The organism is Methylobacterium sp. WL1 (genome assembly GCF_008000895.1).
In the GTDB taxonomy this organism is placed as follows: Bacteria; Pseudomonadota; Alphaproteobacteria; order Rhizobiales; family Beijerinckiaceae; genus Methylobacterium.
On record NZ_CP042823.1, the window covers coordinates 4,414,365 to 4,435,308 of the forward strand.

General features: G+C 67.9%; 22 protein-coding genes. 6 read left to right on the forward strand and 16 right to left on the reverse strand.

What is annotated here, in order from left to right:
- Window positions 1-65 precede the first annotated feature (65 nt).
- From FVA80_RS21515 to FVA80_RS21525, 3 genes are all read right to left on the reverse strand, one after another.
- On the reverse strand, window positions 66-893 hold the full coding sequence (locus FVA80_RS21515; RefSeq protein ID WP_147908375.1) for a Crp/Fnr family transcriptional regulator: 828 nt from the start codon (window positions 891-893) through the stop codon (window positions 66-68).
- Window positions 894-960: 67 nt separating this feature from the next.
- A complete protein-coding gene (locus FVA80_RS21520) occupies window positions 961-2,058 on the reverse strand; it encodes a two pore domain potassium channel family protein (protein ID WP_147908374.1) in 1,098 nt (365 codons plus the stop codon).
- Window positions 2,059-2,157: 99 nt separating this feature from the next.
- Window positions 2,158-2,391, reverse strand: coding sequence for a hypothetical protein (locus FVA80_RS21525; RefSeq protein WP_147908373.1), 234 nt, complete (start codon window positions 2,389-2,391; stop codon window positions 2,158-2,160).
- 239 nt (window positions 2,392-2,630) lie between these two features.
- On the opposite strand from FVA80_RS21525, the gene FVA80_RS21530 reads away from it, so the two are divergent.
- Entirely contained in the window at window positions 2,631-3,809 is a 1,179-nt protein-coding gene (locus FVA80_RS21530) for a peptidoglycan-binding domain-containing protein (protein WP_147908372.1), read from the forward strand.
- Between the two features lie 216 nt (window positions 3,810-4,025).
- On the opposite strand, the gene FVA80_RS30665 is transcribed toward FVA80_RS21530, so the two are convergent.
- Together FVA80_RS30665 and FVA80_RS30670 are read right to left on the reverse strand one after the other, a co-directional pair.
- Window positions 4,026-4,184, reverse strand: a complete 159-nt coding sequence (locus tag FVA80_RS30665; protein WP_187193458.1) for a hypothetical protein — start codon at window positions 4,182-4,184, stop codon at window positions 4,026-4,028.
- Window positions 4,185-4,242: 58 nt separating this feature from the next.
- On the reverse strand, window positions 4,243-4,392 hold the full coding sequence (locus tag FVA80_RS30670) for a hypothetical protein (protein ID WP_187193459.1): 150 nt from the start codon (window positions 4,390-4,392) through the stop codon (window positions 4,243-4,245).
- Window positions 4,393-4,463: 71 nt separating this feature from the next.
- On the opposite strand from FVA80_RS30670, the gene FVA80_RS21535 reads away from it, so the two are divergent.
- The gene (locus FVA80_RS21535; protein ID WP_147908371.1) at window positions 4,464-4,760 is read left to right on the forward strand and encodes a PAS domain-containing protein; all 297 of its coding nucleotides are present in this window, start codon (window positions 4,464-4,466) and stop codon (window positions 4,758-4,760) included.
- Here FVA80_RS21535 and FVA80_RS21540 read toward each other — a convergent pair.
- The 4 genes from FVA80_RS21540 to FVA80_RS21555 all read right to left on the reverse strand — a co-directional run bounded on the left by FVA80_RS21540 (window position 4,744) and on the right by FVA80_RS21555 (window position 8,048).
- Complete coding sequence (locus FVA80_RS21540) at window positions 4,744-5,631, reverse strand: PDR/VanB family oxidoreductase (protein WP_348642421.1); 888 nt, start codon at window positions 5,629-5,631, stop codon at window positions 4,744-4,746. The genes FVA80_RS21535 and FVA80_RS21540 overlap by 17 nt on opposite strands.
- 64 nt (window positions 5,632-5,695) lie before the next feature.
- A complete protein-coding gene (locus tag FVA80_RS21545; protein WP_147908369.1) occupies window positions 5,696-6,265 on the reverse strand; it encodes an MOSC domain-containing protein in 570 nt (189 codons plus the stop codon).
- Window positions 6,262-6,654, reverse strand: coding sequence for a RidA family protein (locus tag FVA80_RS21550; RefSeq protein ID WP_147908368.1), 393 nt, complete (start codon window positions 6,652-6,654; stop codon window positions 6,262-6,264). Before FVA80_RS21550 ends, FVA80_RS21545 begins: the two co-directional genes overlap by 4 nt.
- A gap of 95 nt (window positions 6,655-6,749) precedes the next feature.
- Window positions 6,750-8,048, reverse strand: a complete 1,299-nt coding sequence (locus FVA80_RS21555; RefSeq protein WP_187193460.1) for an MFS transporter — start codon at window positions 8,046-8,048, stop codon at window positions 6,750-6,752.
- Between the two features lie 201 nt (window positions 8,049-8,249).
- Here FVA80_RS21555 and FVA80_RS21560 point away from each other — a divergent pair, with 201 nt between their 5' ends.
- Entirely contained in the window at window positions 8,250-8,861 is a 612-nt protein-coding gene (locus FVA80_RS21560) for an XRE family transcriptional regulator (RefSeq protein ID WP_147908367.1), read from the forward strand.
- A 334-nt stretch (window positions 8,862-9,195) separates the two neighbouring features.
- A complete protein-coding gene (locus FVA80_RS21565; RefSeq protein ID WP_147908366.1) occupies window positions 9,196-10,788 on the forward strand; it encodes an ABC transporter substrate-binding protein in 1,593 nt (530 codons plus the stop codon).
- Between the two features lie 18 nt (window positions 10,789-10,806).
- Here the strand turns inward: FVA80_RS21565 and FVA80_RS21570 are convergent, their stop codons facing one another.
- Window positions 10,807-12,273 carry an amidohydrolase family protein gene (locus tag FVA80_RS21570; RefSeq protein WP_147908365.1) on the reverse strand — a complete coding sequence of 489 codons (1,467 nt, stop codon included), beginning with the start codon at window positions 12,271-12,273 and terminating at the stop codon, window positions 10,807-10,809.
- A gap of 328 nt (window positions 12,274-12,601) precedes the next feature.
- On the opposite strand from FVA80_RS21570, the gene FVA80_RS21575 reads away from it, so the two are divergent.
- Window positions 12,602-13,282 carry an aspartate/glutamate racemase family protein gene (locus tag FVA80_RS21575; RefSeq protein ID WP_187193736.1) on the forward strand — a complete coding sequence of 227 codons (681 nt, stop codon included), beginning with the start codon at window positions 12,602-12,604 and terminating at the stop codon, window positions 13,280-13,282.
- On the forward strand, window positions 13,264-14,583 hold the full coding sequence (locus FVA80_RS21580; RefSeq protein ID WP_147908364.1) for a dihydroorotase: 1,320 nt from the start codon (window positions 13,264-13,266) through the stop codon (window positions 14,581-14,583). The genes FVA80_RS21575 and FVA80_RS21580 overlap by 19 nt, the downstream gene beginning before the upstream one ends.
- A gap of 15 nt (window positions 14,584-14,598) precedes the next feature.
- Here FVA80_RS21580 and FVA80_RS21585 read toward each other — a convergent pair whose 3' ends face one another.
- The 6 genes from FVA80_RS21585 to FVA80_RS21610 form a co-directional block, all read right to left on the reverse strand.
- Window positions 14,599-15,891 carry a Zn-dependent hydrolase gene (locus FVA80_RS21585; protein WP_147908363.1) on the reverse strand — a complete coding sequence of 431 codons (1,293 nt, stop codon included), beginning with the start codon at window positions 15,889-15,891 and terminating at the stop codon, window positions 14,599-14,601.
- Window positions 15,892-15,974: 83 nt separating this feature from the next.
- A complete protein-coding gene (hpxZ, locus tag FVA80_RS21590; protein ID WP_147908362.1) occupies window positions 15,975-16,373 on the reverse strand; it encodes an oxalurate catabolism protein HpxZ in 399 nt (132 codons plus the stop codon).
- On the reverse strand, window positions 16,374-17,558 hold the full coding sequence (locus tag FVA80_RS21595; protein WP_147908361.1) for an amidase: 1,185 nt from the start codon (window positions 17,556-17,558) through the stop codon (window positions 16,374-16,376).
- Window positions 17,555-19,171: an ABC transporter ATP-binding protein gene (locus tag FVA80_RS21600; RefSeq protein WP_147908360.1), complete on the reverse strand. Its 1,617-nt coding sequence runs from the start codon at window positions 19,169-19,171 to the stop codon at window positions 17,555-17,557. Before FVA80_RS21600 ends, FVA80_RS21595 begins: the two co-directional genes overlap by 4 nt.
- Window positions 19,168-19,995, reverse strand: coding sequence for an ABC transporter permease (locus tag FVA80_RS21605; protein ID WP_147908359.1), 828 nt, complete (start codon window positions 19,993-19,995; stop codon window positions 19,168-19,170). Before FVA80_RS21605 ends, FVA80_RS21600 begins: the two co-directional genes overlap by 4 nt.
- A 2-nt stretch (window positions 19,996-19,997) precedes the next feature.
- Window positions 19,998-20,921: an ABC transporter permease gene (locus FVA80_RS21610; protein ID WP_246692069.1), complete on the reverse strand. Its 924-nt coding sequence runs from the start codon at window positions 20,919-20,921 to the stop codon at window positions 19,998-20,000.
- Window positions 20,922-20,944: the final 23 nt, after the last annotated feature.

Below are 20,944 nucleotides of genomic sequence, written 5' to 3' on the forward strand. Positions count from 1 at the left end.
CGCGCATCGTGCCGGTTCCGATATCCGGCACGATGCGCTCGGCCGCGGCGCCGGCGCCCGGCCCTCTAATAGGGGTCGCCGGAGACGGCCGGCGAACGCGAGAGGTACCCGGCCTCAAACTCTGCGAGCTGACGCAGCCGACGCGGCGCGAGGATGCGCAGGCGGCGTTTGCGCAGCGAGATGAACCCGTCGCGCCGCAGGGTCTGCAACACGCGGTTCACGTGCACGCTCGACAGGCCGAGCGCGTCGGCGAGATCCGCCTGCGTCAGCGGCAGATCGTACTGCCCGTCCGCGGTCTGGCCGATCGCGCCCAGCCGTTCCAGCAGCTCGCACAGGAGATGGGCCATGCGTTCAGGGCCCGAGCGCATGCCGAGGTTGACCAGCCACGCGCGCGCCATCGCCTCCTCCGCGAGCCTTGCGCGCTGTAGCGCCAGAGCGATGCGGGGATGCCGGCCGAGCAGGTCCATGTAGGGGACGCGCGGGACCTTGGCGATCCGACAGGGCGTGAGCGCCTCGATCGCGTGGTCGAGCGGGTAGCCCTGGAGGGCGCCGCGGTCGCAGAGATCACCGGGCACCAGATAGGCCAGGATCTGGCGACGACCCGACATCCGGCACTTATGACGGTTGGCGAACCCAGCAAGGACGATCAGCGCGTGGTCGGCCACGCGTCCCTGTTCCACCAGAACCGTGTGCCGCGCGACCGGCCGGACATAGTCGGTCCAGCCCTGAAGGGCCGCACGATCCTCCTCCGTCAGCGGCGCAAAGCTGTCGAGCTTGCGGGCCAGCGCACAGACGGCGCCGCCCCCCGCCCGGGCCGGAGCCGAAAGCCGCGGCACGCGAGCGGCCCCGGCGACGGAAACATCCGTCACGGTGATCAGGGCGCGTGTCTCCATCGGGCTTCCTCCGGGATCGTTGCCGCATTCTCCCGCCGTCGCGGAGTGCGGGCATCCGGTTGGTCCCTTAGGAGCCCTCCGGTCCGCCCGCTGCGATATCTTCGCTCCGGTAGGCCATCGCGGGGGCGAGCCGCGCGATGTGCGGGGACCATTGCGCGCGCAGGTCGAGATAGGCTTGCACGGCTGCGTCATCCCGCAAGACCGCGATCCCCGCCTCGGCGAGCCGGGATGCGGCCCTGTCCCAATGGGCGCGCCACCGCTGCCGCGCCTCGGGATCGGCCGCCAGCGCCCGCGGCGGAGCCCCCGCCAGGAAGGCCGATTCCAGCGTGACGACCAGCCTGTGAGCCACCCGCCAGAGTGCTTCGACCGCCGCCGCCTCCCTCAGCAACGCCGCCTCCTCGCCCGCAAGTGTGCTGCGGATCAAGGACGCCGTATCGAGTGCGAGGTGAGCCTGCGCCGAGACCGAGTAGTACGGCTGCTGGAATCGGAAGTAGAACAACACCGGGTAGAAGTGATGCGCTTCCTTCATCTCGGCCATCGCGTCGCCCAGCGAGACCAGATGGCTGTACCCAGCGCTGAACTGCCCACAAGGCCCAAGGCGCGCCAGCAACTCACCCGCGTCGGACGTCTCCCCCGAGAGGACGTGGAGCTGCAGCCCGAGTGCGTTGCGCCGCAGGAGGGCGCCGTAGACCTGCATGACGTAGGTCAGAACCAGCGAGGTCACGGACATCCCGATCAGCGAGTTCGCCAGGTAGACGACGCGGTAGGCGTCGTTCGTCGGCTTGAAGTCGCTGGCACCGACGATCGCCATGCTGCTGCCCCCGGCGTAGAGCGCGGTGAGGAAATCCGTGGGTGTGGGGCCGTTGCTCGCCTGCACGCCCGTGCCGAGGCCTGGATGGATGATCAGCGCCGCGCCGAGGGTCAGGCCGCCAGCCCAGAGCAGGACGTAGAGCAGAAGGATGACTGGTCCGCAGAACGACAGCACCGTACCGCGTCGTGAGCCGGCCGCCTCAGCAGCGCGGCGGAAGGCAATCCAGGTGAGATGCGCGGCACGCTCGGCGAGCAGCCCGGTCCCGATGCGCGCGTACAGGACGGTGAGGAACACGTCGGAGAGGACGATCCCCATGACCAGGGCACCGGACGCGCGTTCGAGGGTGGACAGCATGGGCAGGCTTCCACGTGGCTTCCGGCGCCGCTCGCACCGCTCTCGGCGCGAACCGGCGGTTGCCGCCTCCGTTCCTGCGATATGTCCGTAGGACGATCCCTATCGTTCCTCCACGGATGGCCGCGCATCCAGGCCCGATCTCGCCGCTCGATCGGTCCGGTGGGCGGCCTGGGTGTCCAACCGATAGTGCCGGTCGACGGCGGTCCAGAACGCGATCCTCATCTCGGGACACCGGCGATCGAGCACCGCTTCGATCACCGCGATGGCTTCGCGCGCACAGATGTCAGGGTCGTCTGGTTCGTATCGATCGTCCTGCGGAACGACATCGGTCACGGCGGCACTCCGGGTCGGCGGGCAGCCGAGACACCCGCGTGGGCGCGAAAATGGCCCCGCACATCGCGCAGGGTGATCCGGGCATATCCGTAGGTTGGACGCGGTCCCTGTCCGCCCGCGCGGCAAGTCCTCTCCACGCCTCGGAAACCGTGCAACCAGGAGGTGTCCTGAGGGATCGTCCGTAGGAAACGGGTGCTGGCCGTGCCGGTTCGCCCCTACGTCACCAACAGGAGGTGTTCATGAAACTGAGGCATATCTTCCTCGCGAGCACGGTGCTCGTCGCATTGACCGGTGGTTACGCACAGGCTCAGCAATCGGCTGTCAGCAACCAGCGTGTGACCCAGGACCAATCGGACGGGCAAGGCACTCAGATCTTCGTCAGCTCGGCGGGCGTGCGGCAGATCCAGCAGGCGTTGACCCAGAAGGGCTACAGCACGGGCAACGTGGACGGCCGCTGGAACTCGCAGACTGCGGCGGCGGCGCGCAGCTTCCAGCAGGCGCAGAATATGGAGCCGACCGGCACGCTCACCATCCCGCTGGTCTACGGTCTTGGTCTCGAGCAGGACATCATCTCGGGCAATCGCGGCGGAAAGGCCGGGGACCAAGCGCGCGACCAGGGGACGAAGCAGGCCGACAACCAGCGCGTCGTCGTCGAGCGCGCGGATAGCCGCGGCACGCCCCTCTATGTCAGCCCCGCGGGCGTCAGGCAGATCCAGCAGGCCCTGAACCAGCAGGGGTGGAATACCGGACAGGTGGATGGACGCTGGGGACCCGCGACCGTGCAGGCCGCGCGCAGCTACCAGCAGGTGCATGGGCTCGAGCCGTCGGGACGGCTCGAGGTTGGCCTGATCTCCGCACTCGGTCTAACCGATCCGATCTTCTCGGCCGGGCATGGCACAGGCCCGCAGGCTGCTAACGTGGCACGACCGCAGCCGACGCAGGCGAGCGGGTCGGGCGGCGACCGGCAGGTCGACAACCAGCGCATCGCCGTGGAGCGCACCGATACCCCCGGCGAACCGCTTTGGATGAATGCCGACGCAGTGCGCCAAATCCAGCAGGTGCTGAACCAGCGGGGCTATGCGGCCGGTCATCTCGACGGCAGCTGGAACAACGACACGACGATCGCGGCGACTCACTTCCAGCAGGCGCAGGGTCTCGAGCCGACCGGCACGTTGACCACCAACCTGCTAGCCTCGGTCGGCATGTCACGCTGGCAGCGGGGCGAGTTGCTGGGCGGCATGACGGCCCAGGCGAACGCGCCGGGCAATCCGAACCCACAGACGACCGGCTCCTTCAACCAAGCTGGGAATGCGGGCTCTGCCGCAACGAGCGCCGCGGGATCCGGCGACTCCGCGAAGTCCAATGCGCAAAGCGACCAGAATGGCAGCGATGCGCAGGGGACGTCGGGCGCGCGGTAGAGCGCTCGCCCGCCGAATTGGAGACCGGTTCGGCGTCGGCGAGCGCGTTGCATCAAGAACTGAGAGCCGTTCCCGATTGCAACGCGAGCGGGGACGGCTCTAGCCCAGCTCAGGCGGCGGACCTTGTGCTCGTCGCCACGTCGGTCGCCTGTCCGGCCTCCGAGCCGGGCGGGCGGTCGGTCCGAGGCTGGAGATCCCCGCTGCCAACGCAAGATTCTAGGCCAAGCGGCGGCAGCGGAGGCCGCGCAAGGTCTTCAGGCGGCGTACGAAGTTGTAGGCGCTGACGAAGTTGGCCAAGTGCCCACGGAGTTGCCCGTGGCGGTCGTCGTTGTAGCGCTTGACCGTTGCGTCCCCCGCCTTCGCGAGGGCAAGCACTCGATCGTGCCGTTCATCCGCTTTACCTAACCGTTCGTCGAGGCGAGGCGCTGTTTGATCAGCCGCGGTCGATACCGTTGCGAGCGCAGGCAAGTTCGAAGCTATGGGCCCAGAATATCTCGGCGGCTGCGATCGCCGCCATGATGATGGAATTGGCCCGAGCGACGTTGCAGAGCGTGGTGAACTGGGTGCCGTTGTCGGTGAGCACCGTGTGCACATCCATAATGGCGGAGGAAGTCGCCTGCGACCCGGCGCCCTGGATGATCCGCCGCGGCGCGGATGAGCTGGGACCGCTCCATCACGACCGGCGAGCAATACGAGGTCGAGTTGGGCATTCGTAGCGCAGATGACACCCATCGCTGGTTTCTGGCGCAACCGCAGACGGTCAGGGATGCGGCTGGGGCTGTGACCCAATGGGGCTGCACCGACACCCATATCGACGACCGGCGCCCCCAAGCGAAGGAGGAAGCCGTCCACTTTTTCGGCGGCTTTGCTTCAAAGCGGCCATTCTGCTTTCGGCCAGCATCGGACATGGAAAGTCTTGAGCTTCAGCTGCCTGTCAGAGTTCGAGCGTGACCTTCGTGCGGGCGCGGGAGACGCAAGGCATCATCCGGTCCTGACGTTTGGCGACTGGCAGCACCACATCGCGGTGGATGACGGTACCGTCCCGGTAGCCGCACTCGCAGGACCCGCACACGCCCATCTCGCAGGACGAGGGCATCGCGAAGCCGCGCTGGCGCAACACGTCGAGCAGTGAGACATCGGCCGGGACGTGGACGACCGCTCCAGTCGAGGCGATCAGTGCGTCGAAGGGTTCGGGTTTGTAGTTCTCGTCTGCCATTGGCACGAAGTGCTCGACATGCACCCGCTCCGCCGGCCATCCGGCGGCAGTGAGTCCGGTCTGCACCGCGTCGGTGAGCCGCTGAGGCCCGCAGGCGTAGACGTGGATGCGCTCGTCCGGAGATCCGAGTATTGCGGGACCGAAGCGCGAGCCTTCCGCGGAGAACCAGCAGCGGAGCCGGTCGCCGCAGAGGGCCAGCAACTCGGGTAGCAGTGGCGCTTGCTCGGCAGAGCGTGCGCAAAAGTGGAGGGTGAAGTCTGCACCGGTCGAAGCGAGGCGCCGGGCCATGGCGGCGAGCGGCGTCACGCCGATTCCGCCGCCGATCAGCAGATGACGCTGCGCGTCGGCGGCGAGCCCGAAGTTGTTGCGCGGCTGCGAGACGTGCGCGACGGCGCCCGCAACCAAGTTGTTATGCGTCCACAGCGAGCCGCCGCGACCGGCATCCTCACGCTTGATCGCCAGAACGTATCGGCCACGGTCGGCTGGATCGCCACAGAGCGAATACTGGCGCGTGCGGCCATCCGGTAGGCGCAGGTCGACATGCGCACCGGGCTCCCATGACGGAAGTTCGGGACGCTGAGGGTGGACGAGCGTCAGGCGCAGCACCTCCGGTGTGGTGGCGACTGCCTCTACGACCTTCAACTTCATGACGATGCGAGCGGACACCGGCTCAATCCACCAGCGAGATCGGGTCGCCCGGGCGGATGATCCCGCCACGCTCGATCCCACAGTTCAGGCCCGAGCGGTTGTAGAGCGGCAGGTAGACCGGCGATCCGAGTAGTTCCTCCAGGTACTTGCAAGGAAAATTGAGACGACCGCCGCGCAGGATCACCTCACCCACTTGGAAGCGACGTCCCACAAGGTGATTGAGCGGTACGCCAAGCACCGTGAGGTTCCTACGGTGATCGATGGGCGCGAGGTTGATCGGGCCGCCCTGGAGAGGCGGATCGTTCCGCGCGAGGGCTTCGAGCACCTCCTGCTCAATGAGGGTGATCTCGCGGGTATCCGGCTTGGGCGAGTAGGTACCCGTCCCGAGGAAGTAGCGGTCACCTTCGATGCCGCGGCCGGCAACGCAGTGGGCCTCGTCCAATTCCTCCATCTCGTAGCTGGCTGCCGGCGCGATGTGAATGTTGAGCAGCGTGCCCTGCCAACCGGTCGCGCCGCCGGGCACGCCGATAGCTAACGAGCCGGCCGCATGCACGAAGGCCTCGACGTGGCGGGGGGCGGAAGTCTCGCTCATCGTGCCGGTCCCGTCGCCAGCGCGATCGCCTCGACCTCGACCAGCGCATCGCGGGGCAGACGCGCAACCTCGACGGTCGAACGCGCTGGTGCATCGCTGGGGAAGTGCTCGGCGTAGACGGCATTCATCGCGGCAAAGTCGTTCATGTCCTTCAGGAAGACGGTGGTCTTTGCCACGCTCCCGAGGCTGGCGCCCCCGGCCTCCAGCACGGCCGCAAGGTTCGAAAGTGAGCGGCGAGTTTGCGCTTCGATGCCTTCTGGGAACGCCCCGGTGGCCGGGTCGATCGGTAACTGCCCGGAAGCGAACACGAGGTCGCCGACGCGGGTCGCCTGCGCGTAGGGGCCGACGGCCGGGGCCGCATCCTTCGTGGCGATGATGGTCCTATCCAAGTCCGTCTCCCCGTCTTGTGATCGCTTTCATCACTATTCCATCATAGTGGATATTCGTCCACTGCCTGGTCTGAATTTAGGCGCCGCGGAGCCGTTCAGTCTATCTGCCGGCGGGCAGTCTCTGGCGCTGCGAACGTCGCCACGAGGGTGATGCATGCGAGCACGATGAGGTAGACCGAGATCGGCCACGTCGCCCCGCCGCTCCAGGCAAGCAGGGCTGCGGCGATAAGTGGCGTGAAGCCGCCGCTCAGTGCCGCGCCGACTTGGAAGCCAAGCGAGGCGCCGGTGTAGCGCAAGCGGGCATCGAACAGTTCGGACATCCACGCGGCCCCGGTCCCGAACATGATGCCCTGTCCAAAGCTCAGCGCCACCGCGACGGTCAGCGTGATGATCGTCGGGTCGCGCGTGTCGAGGAGCTTGAACATCGGGAAGGCGAAGGCGACCGAGAACAGGCAGGCCGCGATGAACAACGTTTTGCGTCCGTAGCGGTCGGACAGCCAGCCGAAGACGGGGATCGTGAAGAGTTCGATGACGGCGGCGACCAGGATGCCGTTGAGGATCACACTCCGTGACAGTCCGAGCTGGCCCGTGACGTACGAGATCGAAAAGACCGTCACGACGCTCACATACGCGATCTCTGAGACCTTCAGGCCGACGGCCTTCAGGAACATGCCGGGATGTTCGGTAAGGATCTCCATAACCGGCAACCGTGCCGTCACCGCGCGCGCTTTGATCCGCCTGAACGCCGGCGTCTCGTGAAGCCGCAGGCGGATGAACAGGCCGACCCCCACGAGGAGCGCGCTCGCCAGGAACGGAACACGCCAGCCCCAAGACAGGAACGCTGCCTCGGGCATCAGCCCTGTCAGCGCGAACGCGCCGATCGAGAGGATCACGCCGATCGGGTACCCGAGCTGGACGATGCTCCCGAAGAACCCGCGCCGTTCCGCCGGCACGCTTTCTACCACCATCAGTACGGCTCCGCCCCACTCGCCGCCGATTCCGATGCCCTGGACGAGGCGCAATGCTACCAAGAGGATAGGCGCGAGGATGCCGATCTGCCCATAGGTCGGCAGGCACCCGATCAGAAAGGTGCCGAGACCCATGATCATCAGGGTTAGCGACAGCATGGCCTTGCGACCGATCCTGTCGCCGAAATGGCCGAAGACGGCCCCGCCCAGTGGACGGGCTAGGAACCCGACGGCGTAAGAGCCGAACGCCGCGATCGTGCCGACTACCGGGTCGATGCTGGGGAAGAACAGCTTGTTAAAGACGAGAGCGCTGGCTGTGCCGTAGATCAGGAAATCGTACCACTCGACGGTGGTGCCGATGACGCTTGACCAGACGATTTGGCGCCGTTCTGCGATCGTGACCACGCCGGGCTCGGCGTTCCGCATCGCATCCGACGGCATCGTGGCATCGACCATGGGTGGGCATCCACTTTCAGAGATGAATTTCCACTCATAGCAATACAAGCCGCGTGCCAATCCTGGTGGGCGGTGGTCCGGGCGCGACCACGCCGCCTGTGCTAAGCACCGGTCGATCAGCCCCCAGCGCTCAGGGACGAGGAATGGCCGGGGGACTAGGACGAGACACAGATGACGGTGACGACAGAGGTGCGGCGGGTCCGGATCGAAGCAGAGGCTCGCTCCCAGATCCAGGTGCTTGCTGACGAGATCCGACGCAGACGCAGGGAGCGGGATCTCTCCCTCGAGGCACTGGCGTCCCTGTCTGGGGTAAGCCGCTCGATGATCTCCAAGATCGAGCGCGGAGAAGCCGCGCCTTCGACAGTGGTGCTTTCACGCCTCGCTGAGGCGCTGGGTGTAACCTTCTCCAGGCTGATGTCACCCGCCACCGAAGTTGAGGTGCTGCTGATCCCGGCGTCCCGCCAGCCTGTGCTGCGCGATGAAGCTTCGGGCTTCCTACGCCGCTGCCTTTCTCCGGTGCTGCCCGGGCGAGGGATCGATTGGGTGCTCAACACGCTCCCGCCAGGCGCAACCACGGGAGAGTTCGTCGCCCACCGCCGCGGCGTGTCGGAATACATCTTCGTACTGAAGGGGCGCCTGCGCGCCACGATCGGCGACCGCGCGGTCGTGGTCGAAGAGGGCGACAGTTTGTATTTTGAAGCAGATGCCGGGCACACCTTCACCAATTTGGGCGCGGAGGCGTGCCAGTACTTCCTGGTGATCGACGCTACGCGTCTGCGCTGACTCTCGCCCGCGAGGGTGCTCCTCGCTCGGCCGGCTCAAAGGCAGTCAGCGTAAAATCAGCTAGATCTGGCCAGCCGCTTCGCGCCCTTCCCAGTCATGCGCAAAATCGTAGCTCTTTCCCGGAAGCGGACTTGTTGTGCCGATCCAACTCGGTCGTTCAGCAGAGTGGCACTGGTCGCTGAAGCGGATAGATGAGTCGAACTCCGCAGGGCTTTCTCCCCCGACTAGGCCGCGGCCTCGTTCCTGCAAGCCGGGGTGCGACGGGTTCGGTGTGCGTTCCGGATCAGCGCTGGCAGTCGAGCGAAGACCGCCCGAGCAGAGTGAGAGTTGCCCGATGAAAAGGCGTACACTGTTGCAGGGAGCCGGGGCTTTCGTGGCCAATGCGATCGGGGCGCCAGCCCTAGTCCGTGCCGAGGCCGCCACGACCCTACGCTTCATCCCACAGCAAGATCTCGTCACACTCGATCCGGTGACGACCTTCGCGTACATTACCCGCAATCACGGCTACATGGTCTTCGATACCCTCTACGGCATGGACGGAAACTACCGCGCCACGCCGCAAATGGTTGAGGGCCACCGCGTCGAGCAGGATGGGCGTCGCTGGGACCTGACACTGCGCGAAGGCCTGCGCTTCCACGACGGGACCTCCGTTCTCGCTCGCGACTGCGTTGCCTCCCTGCGGCGCTGGGCCAAGCGCGACCCGTTCGGCGGCTCACTAATGGAGGCCACCGACGAACTGTCGGCGGCCGATGACCGGACCATCCGGTTTCGGCTCAAGCGCGCGTTTCCACTTCTGCCGATCGCTCTGGGCAAGGCTTCCGTGCCGCTCTGCGCCATGATGCCGGAGCGCCTTGCTGTCACCGACCCGTTCCAGCAGGTGCCGGAGCTGATCGGCTCCGGGCCGTTCCGTTTCAAGGCGGACGAGCGTGTGCCCGGCGACCGCGCAGTCTACACCCGCTTTGAGGGCTACGTGCCACGCAAGGACGGCGCGCCCACTTGGACCTCCGGGCCGAAAGTCGTCCATTATGACCGAGTTGAGTGGCGCATGATCGGCGATACCTCCACGGCCACCTCGGCGCTGATCGCCGGCGAGGCCGACTGGCAGGAATACGCCTCTCACGATCAGCTGGGTCTCTTGAAGGCGGCCAGGGGCGTGACCACCCGCGTCCTCGATTCGACTGGCTTCGTGACGATGTTGCGAGTCAACCACCTGCAGCCGCCGTTCAACAATCCGGCCATCCGGCGGGCCCTCTGGGGTGGGATCGACCAGGCGTCCTGCATGCAGGGGGTTGTGGGCGCGGATGATCCCAGCCTGTTCCACGTACCCCTCGGATTCTTCTGTCCGGACACACCGATGGCCTCGACCGATGGGCTCGGGCCGCTCACGGAGCCACGCGATCCGAACAGGGTGCGCGTCGACCTCAAAGCTGCCGGCTATACCGGAGAGACCGTGTTGCTAATGGTGCCGTCGAACTCGGCGCCTCTCCTGGCGCTCGGCCAAGTCGCAGCCGACCTGCTCCAGCGCGTCGGCATGAATGTCGAGGTCTACGCAGTCGAGTTCAATGCAATGCTACAGCGGCGCAACCGCAAGGGGCCGGTCTCCGAGGGCGGCTGGAGCGCCTTCGTGACCAACTGGTCGGGGATGGATTGGCTGAACCCCGCCGGCTACATCGCCCTGCGCGGCACCGGCGAGACCGGTTATGCCGGCTGGGCTACGACTCCGCGGATCGAGGCCCTGCGTGACGCATGGTTCACCGCACCGGACGAGGCGGCCCGCTCCGCGGTCTGCCGGGACATCCAGCTTCAAGCGATGCAGGACGTGCCCTACTACCCTCTGGGCCAGTACTTGCAGCCGACTGCCTACCGGTCCAGCCTCACCGGCATCCTCGACGGGTTCCCAACATTCTGGAATGTGCGGCCTGCCTGAGGGGCGGGCCGCTACGCCTTACAACCCCGGGAAGGTGGGTGGCGCGATGGCATCGGCGCCACGGCCCGCCCAGTCGAGCTGCCGGATCTGCGCCAGTGCCCGGACCTGCGCCTCCTCCAGGGCGGCGGCGGAGGCTGCGTAATCGACCAACAGGGCGCGACCGTCGCGGACGATCTCGCGGCCGCCGACAAAGACCTGCCGGACCGCGCGATCGCCGGCCGAGTACATCAGGGACTGCACGGGGTCCCGGCACGGTCGCATGGCGGGATGCGCGCAATCGACGAGCACGAAATCGGCCTTGCAGCCCGGCGCGAGCCGGCCAATATCGCCGCGTCCGAGCGCCTTGGCGCCTCCCACGGTTGCGGCGTGGAACACGTCTGCCGCCCGGGTGTCGCGCGGATTCTGGGCTACGACCCGGGCGAGATACGAGACGAGGCGCATCTCGTCGAGCATGTTGTGCGGGTAGACGTCGGTGCCGATGCCCATGTTGACGCCGGCCTGCAGATAGCGGCCGAAATCGTGTAGCGCGATGCCGCGGCGGGCGAAGACGGTCGGACAATGGGCGACCGTGGCACCGCGCTGGGCCATGCGCCGCAGGTCCGTGCCGGGGCTGTGCCAGTGGGTCCAGGGATGGTCGTCCAGAAAGATCCCGTGGCCCACGATGGTGCGCTCAGTCAGCACGCCGAGATCGTCGAGCCATTCGATAGGCGTCATCCCGGTGCGGCGGGTGATCTCGTGGAACTCTGACAGGGACTGCGCCGCGTGGGTGTGGAAACGCAGGTCGCGCCGGACCGCCTCGTCATGGGCATCTCGAAGCAGCGCCGCCGTGCAGGTGTCGACCTGAGCCGGACAGAGCATGCCGAACAGGCGCCCGCTCGCGTGCCGTTGCGCCGCGGTGATCTCGGCGAGCGCCTGCTCCAGGCCGCGATAGCCCGCGGCCTCATCCCATTCGTACTCCACGCTGTGGCCGTTCCTCGTCAGCCAGCGGCCGGACCGGAACATCGGGGCGATGCAGACCCGAAGGCCTGAGGCACCGAGAAGGTCGAGCCAGCCGTCGCTCGGCAGGGCGAGATCGCAGACGGTGGTGACGCCGGAGAGGGCAAGTTCGGCGAGCGCCACCCCGTAGGCGGCCCGCGTCCCCTCCGCGTCGGGCCGCAGGATCGGCAGATACTCGTAGAGCGAGGTGTTGTAGAGGCGCTGGCTGCCGACCTCGTCCCACATGCCCTTGTTCATCGGCTCCGAGAACAGGTGCGTGTGGATGTCGACGAGCCCTGGCATGACCAGGCAGCCGGAAGCGTCGATGGTTCGGTCCGGCGGCGGCCCCGTATAGCCCGGGCCGACATGCGTGAGGACGCCGTCCGCGAAGACAACATCAGCGCCGGTCTGGTAGACGTGACCGCCGCTGTCCGGGTCCCAGGCGACGACCCACCGGGCCCCCGTCACCAGGGTGACGTCCACAGCCCCGTCCGCAGCATCGTCGTGCATCGATCACCTCTTCCTCAGGTCGAGGGGGCGGGCAAGATCGGTGCCTATTCGGTTGCACCGAGGGGTTTGCGGCCCGGGTTTCGCTAGGCCGTCTTGAACAACGGCGTGTCGGTCTACCGGGCAGCTGTACGCACCAGCACGAGGCGGCCTCAGGACGCCCACATAGCCCCAGGAGGCCGTTCAACTCACAGCCTCTCAGGGTGAGGTTGGAAGTGGGATTGGCCCGCGCAACGCCGTTGCCGACGGGGCGAGGCCCGAATGCGCTGTGAAATTCGGTGTTCGGAAGGACGGCAGCATGCACCAGCGCGATACCATGTAGCCCGCACGGATCCTGGTCATCAACCCGAACTCGTCCCAGGCCGTGACCGCCGCCATCGACGCGGCGCTCGACCCGCTGCGCTTGGCCGGCGGCCCCGCCATCGCGGTGACGGACCTGCCCGATGGGCCGGCGAGCATCGCGTCCCAGCAGGACGCCGATTCCGTCGTGATGCCGCTCGCCCGGCGCATCGCAGCGGACGGGGCGGACGCCTTCGTGATCGCCTGCTTCAGCGACCCGGGCCTGCACACGGCCCGCGAGGTCGCCAGGGGCCGGCCCGTGATGGGCATCGCCGAATGGGGCATCCTCCGGTCGCTCACCCTCGGCGAGCGCTTCGGCATCGTCGCCCTATCGGAGGGCAGCGTGCGGCGCCAGCGCCGGATGGTCCGCCAGATGGGCCTCGGCGAACGCTATGCCGGCAGTCGGCCGGTGGAGGCGCGGGCGGACGAGACGGCCGGCGAGGCGATCCGCGACCGCCTGGTCGCGGCGGCCCGCATGCTGATCGCGCGCGACGGCGCCGACGTGATCGTCCTCGGCTGCGCCGGCATGGCGCCGCACCAGAGCGCAATCGAGGACGCGGTCGGGTGCGCGGTCGTCGAGCCCTGTCAGCAGGCGGTGGCGGCAGCCCTCGGGGCCGTTCTGCTCGAGACCGCCTCCTTCGGAAGGACCCGGCGATGCACTACGACCTCCTGATCCGCGGCGGCACCTGCGTCACGCCTTGGGGGACCGAGGGGATCGATCTCGGCGTCCGCGCCGGGCGGATCGCGGATCTCGGTGTGCCGATCGGCGCGACCGCGGATACGGTGATCGACGCGGTAGGCCTGCACGTCCTGCCCGGCCTGATCGACAGCCACGTCCACCTGCGTGATCCCGGCGACCCAGCCGTGGAAACGATCGAGACCGGCACGCGGGCCGCGATCCTCGGCGGGATCGCCACCCTGTTCGACATGCCCAACACGGTTCCGCCAATCGCCGATACCGAGCGCTTGACGTGGAAGCGCGGCTACGTGGCGGGTCGTAGCTGGTGCGATATCGGCCTGTACGTGGCGGGCGCCAAGACCAACATCGACAGGTTGGCGGCGCTGGAACGCGAGCCAGGGGTCTGCGCCGTGAAGGTGTTTGCGGGCAGCTCCACGGCGGCGCTGATGATTGAGGACGACGCCCATCTCGAGCGGGCCATGCGAGCCGGCCACCGGCGCATGGCCTTCCACAGCGAGGACGAGTTCCGGTTGCAGGCGCGCAAGCCGTTATTCGCCCGGGGGCAGCCGTACCGGACCCACATGGAATGGCGCGACGAGGAATGCGCCTTCCTAGGGACCCAGCGCCTGATGGCCCTGGCCCGCAGGACCGGCCGGGCGACGCACATCCTCCACGTCTCGACCGCCGAGGAACTCGAATACCTGCGCGATTTCCGCGACGTCGCGACCGTCGAGGTTCTGGTCAACCACCTGACCCAGGTGGCGCCCGACTGCTACGATACGCTTGGCGGGCTCGCGGTGATGAACCCACCGATCCGCGGCGAGCGGCATCGAGCAGCCGCATGGGCTGCCGTGCGCAACGGGACTGTCGATACGATCGGCAGCGACCACGCGCCTCATGCCCGGACAGCCAAGGAGCAGCCCTGGCCCGATTGTCCGGCCGGCCTCACGGGGGTTCAGACCCTGGTCCCGGTCATGCTCGATCATGTCGCAGCCGGGCGCCTGTCGCTGGCGCGCCTCGTGGACCTGATGGCGGCCGGTCCGGCTCGTGTCTACGGCCTGCTCGGCAAGGGGAGAATCTCAGTCGGATACGACGCGGATTTTACCCTGGTGGATCTGAAGGCGCGTCGCACAATCGAGGACTCTTGGATCGCGTCGCCCTGCGGTTGGACTCCGTTTGCGGGACTACGCGTGACCGGATGGCCGGTCGCCACCGTTGTCCGGGGCAGATCCGTCATGCGTGATGACGAGGTCTTGGGCGATCCGGTCGGGCGCCTGGCGCGCTTCTCCGGCTGAGCCGAGGCGCCCGGATCAAGCGCATCCGGTTTCGGCCACCAGCCAGGTGGTGAGGATCGCGACGGCGTCCATGAGGTCGTCGATCTCCATGGCCTCATCGGGGTTATGGCTGCCGTTGGCGTTGCGCACGAACAGCATCGCCATTGGAACACCGGCTTTGGCGAAGGCCGCGGCATCGTGCGAGGCCGGGCTGCCGAGAGGCATGGTGGCGATGCCGAGGGCTGTGGCCGCGGCCTCCAGACAGCTGCGGATCCGTGGCGAGACATCTCCGACCGCCACCTCGGCGCGCGGGCCGAGCACGATCTCGACGTTGCGGCGTGCCACGATTGTCGCGACGTGCCTCAGGAACTGCGTCTCGATCTCCGCCAGCATGTTCGCTGCGTAGGCGCGCACGTCCAGGCTGAACCGGAACTCGCCCGGGACTGTAGTCAGCCCGTGGGCTGCACCGTCGGTGTGGAACCGGCCGAACGTGACGGCCATCGGGCGGCCGGCCTCCTCGTTGGCCTGCCAGATCTGGTCGAGCGCCAGGGCGATCTCCGCGCCCGCCATGGCCGCATCGCGCCGGAACCGGCGGGGCGTGCCGACATGGTCGTAGCGGCCGAGGATTCGAGCATCCGGATAACGGAAGTTGCCCGGGATCCCGGTGCAGAGACCGACCGGAATTCCGGCCTCGACGAGGCTCGGCGCCTGCTCGATATGCACCTCGAGGAAGGCGTGGATCGCGGACGGATCAAGCGGCGGCGCATCGCCGCGTAAAGCCTCGGGATCGCCGCCGGAGGCCGCGATGTGATCGGCGAGGTCGCGCCCCGTATCGGCCCGGGGCATGGCGAGCGCACCCTCCGGCAGGGTGCCGAGCGCCGCTCGGCTTCCGAGATAGGACACCTGGAACCAGACGCTCTCCTCGGCGCGCACCGCCATGACGGTGATATCGCGCTCCGGGATCAGTCCGAGGCTTTGGATCGCCGCGACAGCTGCGAGCCCGGCGACGACCCCGGCTGCGCCGTCGAAGTTGCCACCGTGCGACACGGTGTCGAGATGGGAGCCGATCAAAATCGGCGGCCGGGTCCGATCCCGGCCGGGCAGCGTCATGTAGGTGTTGGCGGCCGCGTCCCGGCGGACCCGGAGACCCAGCTCGGCCGCACAGTGCGTCGCGCGCGCGTGGGCTTCAGTTTCCTCCGGGCTGTAGGAAGGCCGGGTAAACCCGGGATCGTCGTGGCCGCACCGGGCGAGTTGTGCCAGCAGGTGCTCGATCCGGCCTCGCTGTGCGCTGACCGCCTCCCTAACGGCGGTGACGGTTGCGTGTTCCAATGGGTTTCTCCCTGACCGCGCAATGGCCCCTGGCCTTCACGCGGTCCCGTTGGGCTCGCCATCATGACCCAGTGGTCGGGTCATCAGGCCTGCGCGGCCATGATCGATACGTGTGCAGAGATCACCTTCCAACCAAGATCGGGGAGGCGCATCCATGTCTGGCTCTGGCGCCCGATACCGGTCTTGCCGCGCGGCTTGAACTCAAGATTCACGGTGGCCACGTCCGAGCCGACGGTCAGGACCTCCAACCGGATGCGTGCTTCCTTCGTGCCTCCAGGCGGTGGATCGGCCGCGATGCGCGCGGCATGAATCGCCGCGAAGCCGTAGCCATTCTCACCCACGGCGTAGCGGATCGTGTGAGGGCTGTCCCAGAATGTTGCGTCCAACACCCCGACATCCTTGTCGATCAGCGCCTGCTCGTAGCGTTCGAACAGGGCGGTGACTTCAGCCACGACCTCGGGGCGGTTCAGGGTTGTGTCCATTCAGGCCTCCAAGTCGAGAACGGTGCGGATCAGGTCGAGGTCGGATCCACGCGTGCCGATGAGAGACAGGCCCACCGGAGCGCCATCGACCCGCCCGCCCGGGATACTCACCTGCGGGACGCCGGTGAGGCCTCCGTGGCTCGTCAAGCAGCCTATGCGCTCACGCAGCGGGTTGAGCGTGCTGAGCGGCAGCCCGCGCAGGGGAGCCGGGAACGGCGTGGTGGGAAGGCACAGGATGGTCCCGGGGGGCAGAAGCCGCGCGAGGCGGGCTCGTGCCTCAATGCGCATCAGGATCGCGGCGTTGCGTTCGCCCTCTGTCATCATCGAGCCCTGGACGAGCGCTCGGGCGACCGAGAAGGCGAGGCGCGGATTGCAGGTGTCGAGCCAGGGCTCGAAGGTCTGCCACGCCTCACTGCTCTGCAGGACGCGCTGGGCCCGCTGCCACACCGACAGGCCCTGCGGCGCCATCGTCACGTCACGCCGGTTGCCGATCAGCGCGGCTAGACGATCGATGAGCGGCATAAGCGCTTGCTGCACGGCCTCGTCGGCGAAGCCGAGCGCGTCCGCGGCCACCAGCAGCGTATCGGGCAGCCGATCCGGCATCGACGCGCCGAACAGGACCTCCCCGACCCGGGCAAAGGTGGCCGCATCGCGGGCGAACCAGCCGCAGGTATCGGCGCTCGGCGCCTGGACGCAGATCCCGGAGAAATCGATGCGCCCGTGGGTCGGGCGGATTCCGTAGAGGCTGCAGAAGCTCGCCGGCACACGCACGGAGCCGCCGCTGTCGGTCCCGAGCGCGAAATCGCAGGCTCCCGAGGCGACGGCTGATGCCGAGCCGCTGGATGAACCCCCGGGCACCCGGTCCGGCGCGACTGGATTCAGCGGGGTGCCGTCATGGGCATTCTCGCCGAGGATCCCCAGCGAGACCTCGTCGGTGATCGTCTTGCCCACCACTGAGGCACCTGCGTCGAGAAGCGTCTGCACCACCCAGGCGTGTCGCGCCGGAGTCGGGTCGATGCGCGGCCAATCCGGGTTGCCGCCACCGGTGGGGATCCCGGCGACGTCGATCAGGTCCTTGACGGCGAAACCGAGCCCGGCGAGCGGCCCCGTCGCGGAACCGGCGACGCGGGTGCGCGGACCCGGCAGGAATGGATCGGTGGATACGATGGGCTGCTCTTGCATCATGCGGAGATCGGTTCCTGCCATTGGGCGCCGGGCACGGCCGCGAACAGCGCCCGGGTGTAGGGGTGCTTCGGCGCGAAGAAGATCTCGGATGTCGGCGCGACCTCGACCACCTGGCCGGCCCGCATCACGGCGATCCGGTCGCAGACCTGCAGGGCGACGCGCAGATCGTGGGTCACGAACACCATGCTGAGGTGCAATCGCGCCTTGATGTCGGCGAGCAGCGCCAGAACCTGGGCCTGCACGGAGACGTCCAGGGCTGAGACCGGCTCGTCGGCCACCAGCACCTCGGGCTGCATGGCCAGAGCTCGGGCGATCCCGATCCGCTGGCGCTGACCGCCGCTGAATTCGTGTGGGAAGCGCTGCGCCGCCGCGGGGTCGAGGCCGACGAGCGCCAGCATCTCGCGGGCTTGGGCCTTGGCGACCTCAGGCATGGTGCCGTGTATGATCGGGCCCTCGGCCACGATGTCGACGACGCGCTGGCGCGGGTCGAGGGATCCGTAGGGGTCCTGGAACACCATCTGCACCCGCTTGCGGTGCGGACGCATCTGTCGGCGGCTCAGCGCGGCGACGCTGTGCCCGGAGAGAAGGATCTCGCCGCTATCGACGGGCATCAGCCGGGTGATCGCCCGCGCCAAGGTGCTCTTGCCCGAGCCGCTCTCGCCGACGAGCCCCAGGGTCTCCCCCCGCCGCAGCTCCAGATCGACGCCGTCGAGCGCACGGGTGACGCGCCCGCCGAACAGGCCGCGCGCGCCGTAGGTTTTCTCGACCGCCCGGGCTTCGACCACCCGAGGGGCCGTGCTGGGCGGTCGTTGCGGCGGCGGCGTCAGCCTGGGCACCGCCGCGATCAAGGCGCGCGTATAGGGATGCTTCGGGGCGCCAAGAACCGAAGCCGCGGGGCCCTGCTCGACCAGTGTGCCTTTCTGCAGCACCGCGACCGTGTCGGCGATGTCGGCGACCACCCCGAAATCGTGTGTGATGAACAGGACGCTGGTCCCGTGCTCGCGCTGCAATTCCCGGATCAGGTGAAGGATCTGCGCCTGGGTGGTCACGTCCAGCGCGGTGGTCGGCTCGTCGGCGATGAGAAGCCGTGGGTTCAGCGCCAGCGCCATGGCGATCATCGCGCGCTGGCGCTGGCCGCCGGAAAGCTGGTGGGGATAGGAGCGCAGGAGCCGAGCGGGCTCAGGCAGGTGGACGCTGTCGAGCAGCGCGACGACCCGGGCCCGCCGGTCGGCGCGGCCGAGCGCCGTATGGATGCGCAGGACCTCGTCGAGCTGGCGCCCGATCGTGTGGAGCGGGTTGAGAGCCGTCATCGGCTCTTGGAAGATCATCGCGATGCGCGCCCCCCGGATGCGGCGCATCCGCTTCGGCGTGATCGTCGCGAGGTCCTCGCCCTCGAAGTCGATGCGCCCGCCGGAGACGCGCACGTGCGGCCCCGGCAGCAATCCGAGAATCGCCCGCGCCACCAGCGACTTGCCCGATCCGCTCTCGCCGATGAGGCAGGTGACGGCGCCCGGCCGCAGCACAAGGTCCACGTCGGTGACCGCGTTCGGCCGGTCCGCACCCGGGGGCAACGCGATCGTCAGCTTCTCGATGTCGAGGACGGAGTCGCTCATCGCTCGCGGAGCCTCGGGTTCAGTGCCTCGTTCAAGCCATCGCCAACGAGATTGATGCCGAGGACGGTGAGCAGGATCGCGATGCCCGGGAAGGTGCAGATCCACCACGCCGAGCGAAGGACCGCGCGTCCCGCACTGATGATCAGGCCCCAGCTCATCACGTTCGGGTCGCCGAGCCCGAGGAACGCGAGGCCCGCCTCGATCAGGATCGCCGTCCCGATCAGCAGCGACCCCACGGCGATGATCGCCGAGGTGCAGTTCGGCAGCATGTGGCGGAAGATGATGCGGGCGTCGCCTGCCCCGAGGCCGTCGCAGGCGAGCACGAATTCGCGCCCGCCGAGCGCCACGAACTCACCCCGCACCAGACGGGCGATCCCCGGCCAGGACACCGCCGCGATGGCCACGATCTCGCTGGTGAGCGATGGCGACAGGATCGCCACGATGAGGATCGCCAGCACGAAGGCCGGGATCGTCTGGAAGAACTCCGTGAGCCGCATCAGCGCGAGCTCGACGCCACCCCGGTAATAGCCGGCCAACCCTCCGACGAGGGTTCCGAACAGGATCGCGGCAAGCGTCGCGCCGAGCCCGATCATCAGCGAAGTGCGCGCGCCGTAGGCGATCTCCGCGGCCACATCCCGCCCGAGCGTGTCGGTGCCAAGCAGGAAGCGGCCGCCCGGCGGCTGGAGCGCGGGCCCGACCAGGCGGAACGGGTCGCCGGGAAACAGCAGAGGCGTCAGCACCACCAGGGCGAGCAGCCCGAGCAGTACAGCTGCACCGAGGAGCGCCAGACGGTTGCGCGCAAAACGCGCCAGAGCGGCCCGCATCGCTACAGCTCCATCCGAGGATCGAGGCAGACGTAGACGAGGTCCACGGCGAGGTTGATCACGACGACGAGGCAGGCCGAGACGAAGAAGATCCCGAGCAGGAGGTTGAGGTCGCGCGACTGGAGCGCGTTGAAGGCCAGGGTGCCGACCCCCGGCCAGCCGAACACCGTCTCGACCACGATCGAGCCGCCGATCAGGTTGCCGGCCTGTACCCCCGCCATGGTGACCACCGGCAGTAGGGCGTTGCGCAGGACGTGGCCGGTCATCACCCGGGCCTCGGTCTGGCCCTTGGCCCGGGCCGTGGTGACGTAGTCCATGCCGACCTGTTCCAGCACGGAAGCGCGCATCACCCGGGCGTAGACCGCGAGGTAGAAGAGCGAGAGGGCGACGGCCGGCATGACCAAGTGACGCCCGACGTCCCAGACCTCGTCCCAGCCCTCGTTGTCGGCCCCCACCGTGTCGAAGCCACTGGTGGGAAGCCAGCCGAGCCGGATCGCGAAGATCACGATCATCATCAGCCCGAGCCAGAACCCCGGCGTGGCATAGGCCACCAGGCTCACAAGCGAGATCACCGCGTCGCGCCAGGAGTTGCGCCCGGTGGCCGCCACGAGGCCGAGGAGCGTACCGATCACCAGGGCGGTCCCGAAGGCGGTCAGCATCAGCAGGCTCGTCGGCCACAACCGGTCGAGGATCAGGCTCGCCACGGGGCTGTCGTTGCGGAACGAGTAGCCGAGATCGAGGTGGAGCATATTGAGCAGGTAGACGCCGAATTGCGTCGCCATCGGTTGGTCGAGGCCGAACTTGCGGCGCAGCTGCTCCATGTATTCCGGACTGGCCGCGCCGCTTTCGCCAGCAAGAACCGACGCGGCGTCGCCAGGCGCCAGGTGAATCAGGAAGAAGTTCAGCACGACGATACCCAGGATCACCGGGATCGCCAGCAAAAATCGGT

Bases quoted from the DNA above. Each gene is read 5' to 3' on its own strand.
- FVA80_RS21515 (WP_147908375.1), bottom strand. From the start codon at position 893: ATGGAGACACGCGCCCTGATCACCGTGACGGATGTTTCCGTCGCCGGG.
- FVA80_RS21520 (WP_147908374.1), bottom strand. From the start codon at position 2,058: ATGCTGTCCACCCTCGAACGCGCGTCCGGTGCCCTGGTCATGGGGATC.
- FVA80_RS21530 (WP_147908372.1), top strand. From the start codon at position 2,631: ATGAAACTGAGGCATATCTTCCTCGCGAGCACGGTGCTCGTCGCATTG.
- FVA80_RS21535 (WP_147908371.1), top strand. From the start codon at position 4,464: ATGAGCTGGGACCGCTCCATCACGACCGGCGAGCAATACGAGGTCGAG.
- FVA80_RS21545 (WP_147908369.1), bottom strand. From the start codon at position 6,265: ATGAGCGAGACTTCCGCCCCCCGCCACGTCGAGGCCTTCGTGCATGCG.
- FVA80_RS21555 (WP_187193460.1), bottom strand. From the start codon at position 8,048: ATGCGGAACGCCGAGCCCGGCGTGGTCACGATCGCAGAACGGCGCCAA.
- FVA80_RS21560 (WP_147908367.1), top strand. From the start codon at position 8,250: ATGACGGTGACGACAGAGGTGCGGCGGGTCCGGATCGAAGCAGAGGCT.
- FVA80_RS21565 (WP_147908366.1), top strand. From the start codon at position 9,196: ATGAAAAGGCGTACACTGTTGCAGGGAGCCGGGGCTTTCGTGGCCAAT.
- FVA80_RS21570 (WP_147908365.1), bottom strand. From the start codon at position 12,273: ATGCACGACGATGCTGCGGACGGGGCTGTGGACGTCACCCTGGTGACG.
- FVA80_RS21580 (WP_147908364.1), top strand. From the start codon at position 13,264: ATGCACTACGACCTCCTGATCCGCGGCGGCACCTGCGTCACGCCTTGG.
- hpxZ (WP_147908362.1), bottom strand. From the start codon at position 16,373: ATGGACACAACCCTGAACCGCCCCGAGGTCGTGGCTGAAGTCACCGCC.
- FVA80_RS21595 (WP_147908361.1), bottom strand. From the start codon at position 17,558: ATGATGCAAGAGCAGCCCATCGTATCCACCGATCCATTCCTGCCGGGT.
- FVA80_RS21600 (WP_147908360.1), bottom strand. From the start codon at position 19,171: ATGAGCGACTCCGTCCTCGACATCGAGAAGCTGACGATCGCGTTGCCC.
- FVA80_RS21605 (WP_147908359.1), bottom strand. From the start codon at position 19,995: ATGCGGGCCGCTCTGGCGCGTTTTGCGCGCAACCGTCTGGCGCTCCTC.